Below are 8962 nucleotides of genomic sequence, written 5' to 3'. Positions count from 1 at the left end.
GACGGGANACCGGCGAGACATGGGCCGAGCCGTTATTGAGAGCAATCATCAGCGCGGGCAACCAGCGGCCCAGCAGGCTGAACAGATCGCCGGCGCCGACCTGGCGGTTGGCGGTTTTCAGGACACGCCCAAGGCACGCATCGTCGTCACGGGTGGACGGCGAAGCGTTCAGCATGTCGCGCAAAGACTGTTCAAACGGATCGTGCATACGCACCTCTCGTGATGTCTGTGAAAGACGCGGTCAAATTTGCCCGGGTCACATGGCTCATCGTCACACCCAGCGCAAACGTCGAAATAACCACCACTGCCCGAGCGCCACCGAGACCATCATCAGGCAGGCAATCAGGAAGCCNTACGGGCTNNCNGAGAAGGGTATTCCGCCCACGTTTATACCCAGCAAACCGGTCAGAAAACTCATCGGCAGGAAGATTCCCGTGATGATCCCAAAGCGATACATGGTGCGATTCATGCGCACGCTCAAGCGCCGGTCTTCGGTCTCAAGCACAAGCCCCACGCGCTCCCGAGTCAATTCGAGCTCTTCCAGGTAACGGGTCAGGCTGTTGTTCAATTCGTTCCAATAGTCAGCATCATCGTTACAGAACCACGGCAATTTTATCCGCGTCAGCTGGCCNAAAATATCCCGCTGCGGCGCNAGGAANCGTTTCAGTGCTGCNGCNCGGCGACGGATCTGCAAAATGGCGCCGTGCTCGGGGGTATACCGTTCGTCGGCATCCAGCTTTTCTTCTTCCTCATCGACCACTTCCGAGAGGCAACTGACCAGATCCTGCACCTTATGGGTGAGGTACTGAGCCATATAAAGGATGAGTTCAGACGAGGTTTTTGGGCCTTTGCCCTCCGCCAGTTGCACCAGCAACTCATCAGTGGCGCGCAGCGGGCGCAAGCGCAAGGAAATCACGCGACTGGCCGCAGCGAAGATACGCACCGAGACCATGTCTTCCGGCTCGGCCCCCGGGTTGAGGTTGACCCCTCGCAGAAACAGCAGCAATTCGGAGTCCGGCAGCGGCAGAAGGCGCGGACGGGTGTTCTCTTCAAGCAGCAAGTCACAGCTGAATTCACTCAGACCGCTTGATTTGCGCAGCCAGGTCTGGGTTTGCGGGTGACTGCGATCCCAGTGCAGCCACAGGCTTTCATGGGCCTGTAGCTGCAAGTCATCGAGTTCAGTCCGGGTAATCGAACGCGCACCGCCTTTACCGTCCAGTACCAGGGCATGCACCAGCCCCCACTGCGCGTTTTCTTCCTCGAACATCCTCACCCCTATGGCTACAGCAGTTTATTCAGGCATTTTCAGCGGGCTTGGCGAGACGATCACACCATTATTGTCCGCATAGATGTATTCGCCTGGATGGAAGGTCACGCCCGCAAAGGTCACCGCCACGTTGAGATCGCCAATACCGCGCTTGTCGGTCTTCATCGGGTGGCTCGCCAAGGCCTGCACACCCAGGTCAGTCTGGGCGATGACATCGACATCACGGATGCAACCGTAGATCACCAGCCCTTCCCAGCCGTTTTTTGCGGCTTTCTCGGCGATCATGTCACCCAGCAACGCGCGGCGCAGGGAACCACCACCGTCGACTACCAGCACTTTGCCGGCACCCGGCTGGTCGGCCTGCTCCTTGACCAACGAGTTGTCTTCGAAGCATTTGATGGTGACGATTTCGCCACCAAAGGAGTCTCGGCCACCGAAATTGCTGAACATCGGCTCAACCACCTGCACCAGGTCCGGGTAGGCGTCGCACAGGTCAGGCGTAAGGTAATGGTTCATCGAGAAACTCCTGTAAAGAGGAAGACAATCGAGTGTGTCGCAAAGTGACCGGAACAGCTCAATGCGTCATATCTTAGCCTCAAGCCGAACAGAGCGAAATGCCCTTGTTAGAGCATCAGGCTCAGACTGCCGTGGCCAAATTCGGCTTTTCTCCCAGTAAAGGCGTTTGCTGATCGACCAGCCAGCGCGCCACCAACGGCCAGACTTCGGCTTGCGCGGCTTTGCTGACGAGCATTTCAACGTGACCGAAATTATCGCCAAAGCCCTGCTCGCGGCCAAGGTTGATGAATTGCTTGTGTTCGCAACCCACCTGATCGAACAACTTGCGACAAGCCCAGGTCGGGTCCTGGTGATCGCCGGCGGCGCTCACGGCCAGCACCGGCAGTTGAACCTCAGCCAATCCCGCCCACCAGTCCTTGTCCGCATCGCCAAAGCGCCCGAACAGGCCATACCAGCGCATGCTTTCCAGGGCCAGGCCAATCGGCTCGTCCTCCGGGCCGCGCTTGAGCCGTGAACCGGACAGTTGGGCAAAACGCTTGAGAATGAAGCGCCCGCTCCACTCCACCGGTGGAATTTTCAATGGCCAGTAGGTGCGACTGACTTGCGTACCGAAGAACGCCGCAGACGCGACAACAGGCTCGCCGATGTATTGCCCACCCAGTGCCGCCGCCAGTGTGATGCCGCCCAGCGAGTGACCGATCCAGTGAGGAACCTGGCCGCTCTGCTCACGCACGAACGCGCCAATCGCCGGCAGATCGTAACGGGCGTAGTCGGCAACACGGTTCTTGCGGTAGTTCTGATTACGCTGGGACAGACCGTGACCGCGCATTTCGGGAATCCAGACATCGAACCCCAGACGCGCCAGGTAGGCGCCCAGCCCGAGCCCTTTGGGCGAGAACCAGAACCGGCGATTGGAAAAACTGCCGTGCAACAAAATCACCGGCACGCCACGCACGGACGGTTCATCAGCCATGCCAAGGCGCGTTACAGCCAGTTCGACGGTGCCGTCAGGGCTGTTGCCAGGTTTCAAACGATAGACATCTTCGCTCAGATCGCCGCGACGTTCAGCGCTGATCAGGGCGACGGGAAACAGGTTGCTACTGCTTTGCATAATGCTCTTGCACAAAAAAGGGCGGCTTCCAGAGGAGCCCGCCCTGCTTGAATCTCTAAAAAGACCGCCCCTTGTGGGAGCGAGCCNCTCACANCATCAAACTGCAGCCTGACCTTCAGCCAGGAAGAACCAGGTTTCCAGCACGGAATCGGGGTTCAGCGAGACGCTTTCGATGCCCTGCTCCATCAGCCATTTGGCCAGGTCCGGGTGGTCGGAAGGGCCTTGGCCGCAGATCCCGATGTACTTGCCGGCCTTGTTACACGCCTGGATGGCGTTGGCCAGCAGCTTCTTGACCGCCGGGTTACGCTCGTCGAACAAGTGAGCGATGATCCCCGAATCGCGGTCCAGGCCCAGGGTCAGCTGGGTCAGGTCGTTGGAGCCGATGGAGAAACCGTCGAAGAACTCCAGGAACTCTTCGGCCAGGATCGCGTTGGACGGCAGTTCGCACATCATGATGATGCGCAGACCATTTTCGCCACGCTTCAGACCGTTCTCCGCCAACAGGTCGATGACCTGGCTGGCTTCGCCGAGGGTACGGACGAACGGCACCATGATCTCGACGTTGGTCAGGCCCATCTCGTTGCGCACGCGTTTGAGCGCACGGCACTCCAGCTCGAAGCAGTCACGGAAAGCTTCGCTGATGTAACGCGAGGCGCCGCGGAAACCCAGCATCGGGTTTTCTTCTTCCGGCTCATAGAGCTTGCCGCCGATCAGGTTGGCGTATTCGTTGGACTTGAAGTCCGACAGGCGCACGATGACCTTTTTCGGGTAGAAGGCCGCCGCCAGGGTGCTGATGCCTTCCACCAGCTTCTCGACGTAGAAACCTACCGGGTCGTTGTAGCCGGCGATGCGCTTGTCGACGCTTTCCTTGATCTCCANCGGCAGACCGTCGTAGTTCAGCAAGGCCTTGGGGTGCACGCCGATCATGCGGTTGATGATGAACTCCAGGCGGGCCAGGCCCACACCGGCGTTTGGCAGCTGCGCGAAATCGAAGGCACGGTCCGGGTTACCGACGTTCATCATGATCTTGAACGGCAGGTCTGGCATGGCGTCGATGGAGTTTTGCTTGATGTCGAAGCCCAGTTCGCCTTCAAAGATGAAGCCGGTGTCGCCTTCGGCGCAGGACACCGTCACACCTTGGCCATCTTTCAACAGTTGGGTGGCGTTGCCGCAACCCACCACAGCAGGGATCCCCAGCTCACGGGCGATGATCGCCGCGTGACAGGTACGCCCGCCGCGGTTGGTGACGATGGCGCTGGCGCGCTTCATCACCGGCTCCCAGTCCGGGTCGGTCATGTCGGAAACCAGAACGTCGCCTGGCTGGACTTTGTCCATTTCGGACACGTCCTTGATGATCCGCACTTTACCGGCGCCAATGCGCTGGCCGATGGCGCGACCTTCTACCAGCACGGTGCCGGTTTCTTTGAGCAGGTAACGCTCCATGACGTTAGCCGAGGTACGGCTCTTCACGGTTTCAGGGCGAGCCTGCACGATGTACAACTTGCCGTCGTCACCGTCTTTGGCCCACTCGATGTCCATCGGGCACTTGTAGTGCTTTTCGATGATCATTGCTTGCTTGGCCAATTCGCTGACTTCGGCGTCGGTCAGGCAGAAACGCGCGCGTTCAGCCTTGTCGACATCAACGGTTTTCACCGAGCGACCGGCCTTGGCCTCGTCGCCGTAGATCATCTTGATGGCTTTGCTGCCCAGGTTACGGCGCAGGATGGCCGGACGGCCTGCCTCAAGGGTGTGTTTGTGGACGTAGAATTCGTCCGGGTTGACCGCGCCTTGTACGACGGTTTCGCCCAGGCCGTAGGCACCGGTGATAAACACCACGTCACGGAAACCGGATTCGGTGTCCAGTGTGAACATCACGCCGGCGGTGCCGGTTTCCGAACGTACCATGCGCTGCACACCGGCAGACAAGGCCACCAGCTTGTGGTCGAAGCCCTGGTGGACGCGGTAGGAAATCGCGCGGTCATTGAATAGGGACGCGAACACCTCTTTGGCGGCGCGAATGACGTTTTCGACACCACGGATGTTCAGGAAAGTTTCCTGCTGACCGGCAAAGGAAGCGTCCGGCAGGTCTTCGGCGGTAGCGGAAGAGCGCACGGCCACGGCCATGTCAGGGTTGCCGGCTGACAAANTGGCGAACGCGGTGCGGATTTCTTCGTTGAGCTTCTCGGGGAACTCGGCGTCCATGATCCATTTACGGATCTGGGCGCCGGTCTTGGCCAGGGCGTTGACGTCATCGACGTCCAGGGCGTCCAGCGCGGCGTGGATCTGATCGTTCAGGCCGCTCAGTTCCAGAAAATCACGATAAGCCTGAGCTGTCGTGGCGAAGCCACCGGGCACCGATACACCGGCACCTGCAAGGTTACTGATCATCTCGCCGAGGGATGCGTTCTTGCCCCCCACATGCTCTACATCATGGACGCCGAGCTTATCGAGGGAAACTACGTACTCTACCAAGGTGATCTCTCCACTTTCTGTGTTGGAAAAGCTCAGGACGCCGGCTGCTCGGAGGAGCNNNTGCCGGCTNTGTGGCCTGGACCTGGAAAATAAGTGAGAATGCGGCCCACTGCGGGACGGCAAATCGCGCCTATCATATCCAAGATTCGCCATCAGCTTAAGGCCCAGGGCTCAAATGAAACGATCTGCTTTCTTTATCTCCGACGGCACCGGCATTACAGCCGAAACATTGGGTCAGAGCCTGCTCGCGCAGTTCGAAAACATTACCTTCGCCAAATTCACGCGGCCCTATATCGACAGCGTGGATAAAGCGCGGGCCATGGTACAACAAATCAATCTGGCGGCCGAAAAAGACGGTTGTCGCCCGATCATTTTCGACACCATCGTCAATCAGGATATTCGTGAGATCCTCGCGACTTCCAATGGTTTCATGATCGACATCTTCTCCACGTTCCTGGCGCCGCTGGAGCAAGAACTGACCGAGCATTCTTCCTACACCGTCGGCAAATCCCACTCCATCGGCACCAACTCCAATTACATGGAGCGGATCGAGGCGGTGAACTTCGCCCTCGACAACGANGACGGCGCCCGTACTCACTACTATGACAAGGCCGACCTGATCCTGGTGGGCGTATCCCGCTGCGGCAAGACCCCGACGTGCCTGTACATGGCCATGCAGTTCGGCATCCGCGCGGCCAACTATCCGCTGACCGAAGACGACATGGAGCACCTGACGCTGCCGGCCGCCCTGCGCGCGCACCAGCACAAGCTGTTCGGCCTGACCATCGACCCGGACCGCCTCACCGCCATCCGCAATGAGCGCAAGCCCAACAGCCGCTACTCCAGCTATGCCCAGTGCGAGTTCGAAGTGCGCGAAGTGGAAAATCTGTTCCGTCGCGAGAATATTGCGCACATCAATTCCACGCATTTCTCGGTGGAAGAGATATCGGCGAAGATTCTTGTGGAGAAAGGGGTTGAGCGGCGTTTCAAGTAGTTATTGCGCGATAGTTACACCGTCTTCGCGAGCAAGCCCGCTCCCACATTCGACCGAGTCGTGACAGAGGAACACGGTCATATGTGGGAGCGGGCTTGCTCGCGAAGAACGATCACGCGGTCTCCCTCAACGCCCCCACCAACGCTTCAAACCCTTCCAGCAACAACCGATCATCCCCCGCCGAATTACACACACTCGCCCTGATGAACTGCGGCACCGCCCCNTGCCCCACGGCAAACGCCTCGGCGGTGGCGATCAGGTAATTATTCTGCTTGAGCTCCGCCTCAATNTNCGACGCCCGCCACGGCTCGGGCACTTCGATCCAGAAGTGTGGGCTGTGGGGATGAGTCTTGTATCCGACCTCTTCTAACATTGGGCTGACCAAACGCTTGCGGCGACTGATTTCAGCAATCTGCTGCCTCAGCAACTGCTCGGCGATACCGTTTTCGATCCACGCCGTCGCCAGCTCCATCGACAGCGGATTCGCCATCCAGCACGTCCCGCGCACCGCTGCGCTCAGCCGTCCGATCAACGGTTGCGGCGCGTGCAGATAACCCGCACGCAAACCCGCCGAAACCGCTTTGCTCAAGCTGCCGATCAACACCGAACGCTCCGGGGCAAAGTGACTCAAGGGCAACGGACGCTGCTGCGCCAGCACGGCGTGGGCTTCGTCCTCGATGATCAGCAGATTATGTTGGCGACAGACCTCGGCAATCGCCTCACGTCGTGGGACAGACATCACCGCCGCGGTAGGATTCTGGATGGTCGGCGTGCAATACACCGCAGATACCCGATGATGTTGGCAAATCTCCGACAACGCGTCGGGCAGCAATCCCTCGTCATCCATCCCGACGCCGATCAGCTTTATGCCGAGCATGCGGGCGACGCTGATCAGCCCGGGGTAAGTCAACTGCTCGGTGACCAGCGTGTCGCCGGGCTTGAGCAACGCCATCAACACGCAGAGCAAGCCGTGCTGGCCGCCATTGACGCAAATGACCTGCTCGGCGCTCGGTACGAACGCCTGATGCCGAAGCCAATGGGCACCTGCCGCACGATGGCGGGGTAATCCGGCATCGGCCGTGTAACCGCTGATCATCTGCAAGGTGTGCGGATCGCTCGCGAGGGTCTGCAGGCTTTGACTGAGAAAAGCGCCTTCCTGCCCCGGAATCGGCTGATTCCGACTCATATCGAAGTAAGGCTGTGGCTCGTCGCTGACATTGCGAAAGCCGGAATCCCGCGGCCGCTCCATCCCGCGCTGACGCACATAGGTGCCATCTCCTACACGAGCCACGACCAACCCTACCCGCTCCAGTTCGCCATACGCACGGCTGATAGTGCCGATGGTCACGCCCACGCTGTCTGCCAACAAACGATGGGGCGGCAATTTGCTGCCGGGCTCGATCAAGCCTTCGCCGATGCTCTTTTCGAGGGCCTCGGCCAGGCGTTTGTACTTCACGCCGCGCCCCAGAGCCAGGCCTTCGCGTAGAATTGACACCGTTGCAATACTTGTTTTGACAGTCATTTCCATCCCGAATAGCGTGCTTAAAACCGGTTCAATCAGGAATAGACCCATTTGGTAACCGGGTCAATTTCGACGACGAAGGAGCACGATCATGTTCACGGCCCTCAGCGCCTCTTCCAGCATCCGAAAACCCTGGCTGGCCGGACTGGTCACCAGCGTACTGTTCCTGATCGTTTGCCTGAGTTGGGGCACGACGTGGCTGGGCATCAAGATTGCCGTCAAAAGTGTGCCGCCGCTGACCGCCGCCGGGCTACGTTTTCTGATCGCCTTTCCGCTGTTTTTGAGTTTCGCCCTGCTGCGTCGCGAGCCGCTGCTGTTTCCCCGGCAAAGCCGCTGGTTTTTTGTGTTCGTCACGCTGTCGTATTTCAGCCTGCCGTATTACTTGCTCAACTACGGCGAGATGCACGTGTCGTCTGGCCTGACCGCGCTGCTGTTCAGCTGCATGCCGGTGTTCATCCTGCTGTTTTCCGCCGTGTTTCTGCGGGAGAAAATCTACCCCTCGCAAGTGATGGGCATCGCCATCGGTTTTGGCAGTCTGTTCATGATTATCCGCAGCCAGGGGCTGCACCTGGACCAGGCCGAATTCTTCGGGGTGCTGGCGATTCTGGCGGCGGCGGTCATGCATGCGCTGTGTTACGTGATCACCAAGAAGCAAGGCAGTGCGATCAGCGTGATTACTTACAACACACTGCCCATCGGCCTCGCGGGTTTAATGCTGTTTGTGGCGGGGCTGAGCGTTGAAGCGCCAGTGTTCGATGACATCACCACGCGTTCCTGGAGTGCACTGTTCTACCTGGGGCTGGTGGCGTCGGTGGGCGGTTTTATCGTCTATTTCATGCTGCTAAAACGCTTGAGCCCGATCATTCTGTCGTTTGTGTTCATTATTTTTCCGGTGTTCGCGGTGGTGATTGGCGCGTGGTACGAAGGGCAAAGTCTGAGCCGGGAGTTGATGGGGTATTCGGCGGTGCTGCTGACCGGGTTTGCTGTCACCAAATTACCCGTCGAAAAATGGCTCAAGGGCTGAGCACCTTCCTGTAGGAGCCAAACCGTGGCTCCCCCAGGTTTATGTACATGCGATCA

At 59.0% G+C, this 8962-nt stretch carries 8 protein-coding genes; 2 read left to right on the top strand and 6 right to left on the bottom strand.

Translation table 11 applies throughout. The features are described from left to right. The 5 genes from B7L09_RS27125 to ppsA form a co-directional block, all read right to left on the bottom strand. Positions 1–214, bottom strand: a 214-nt coding sequence (locus tag B7L09_RS27125; protein WP_176457780.1) for a CrfX protein, incomplete at its 3' end; no start/stop codon positions are given. A 57-nt stretch (positions 215–271) separates the two neighbouring features. After that, positions 272–1267 carry a divalent cation transporter CmaX gene (gene cmaX, locus B7L09_RS27120; protein WP_094471450.1) on the bottom strand — a complete coding sequence of 332 codons (996 nt, stop codon included), beginning with the start codon at positions 1265–1267 and terminating at the stop codon, positions 272–274. 24 nt (positions 1268–1291) lie between these two features. Further along, positions 1292–1783, bottom strand: coding sequence for a ribonuclease E activity regulator RraA (gene rraA / locus B7L09_RS27115; protein WP_094471449.1), 492 nt, complete (start codon positions 1781–1783; stop codon positions 1292–1294). Positions 1784–1904: 121 nt separating this feature from the next. After that, on the bottom strand, positions 1905–2894 hold the full coding sequence (locus B7L09_RS27110) for an alpha/beta fold hydrolase (protein ID WP_094471448.1): 990 nt from the start codon (positions 2892–2894) through the stop codon (positions 1905–1907). Positions 2895–2990: 96 nt separating this feature from the next. Continuing rightward, entirely contained in the window at positions 2991–5366 is a 2376-nt protein-coding gene (gene ppsA, locus B7L09_RS27105; protein WP_094471447.1) for a phosphoenolpyruvate synthase, read from the bottom strand. A gap of 175 nt (positions 5367–5541) precedes the next feature. On the opposite strand from ppsA, the gene ppsR reads away from it, so the two are divergent. Further along, complete coding sequence (ppsR, locus tag B7L09_RS27100; protein WP_094471446.1) at positions 5542–6360, top strand: posphoenolpyruvate synthetase regulatory kinase/phosphorylase PpsR; 819 nt, start codon at positions 5542–5544, stop codon at positions 6358–6360. Positions 6361–6472: 112 nt separating this feature from the next. On the opposite strand, the gene B7L09_RS27095 is transcribed toward ppsR, so the two are convergent. Next, positions 6473–7882 (bottom strand): aminotransferase-like domain-containing protein, encoded by a 1410-nt coding sequence (locus tag B7L09_RS27095; RefSeq protein WP_094471452.1) that lies wholly within the window; start codon positions 7880–7882, stop codon positions 6473–6475. Positions 7883–8018: 136 nt separating this feature from the next. On the opposite strand from B7L09_RS27095, the gene B7L09_RS27090 reads away from it, so the two are divergent. Beyond that, the gene (locus B7L09_RS27090) at positions 8019–8906 is read left to right on the top strand and encodes a DMT family transporter (protein ID WP_176457781.1); all 888 of its coding nucleotides are present in this window, start codon (positions 8019–8021) and stop codon (positions 8904–8906) included. Positions 8907–8962: the final 56 nt, after the last annotated feature.

It is taken from the genome of Pseudomonas mandelii (assembly GCF_002251635.1).
Taxonomy (GTDB): Bacteria; Pseudomonadota; Gammaproteobacteria; order Pseudomonadales; family Pseudomonadaceae; genus Aquipseudomonas; species Aquipseudomonas mandelii_B.
This window is presented reverse-complemented; position numbering and strand designations above follow the sequence as displayed.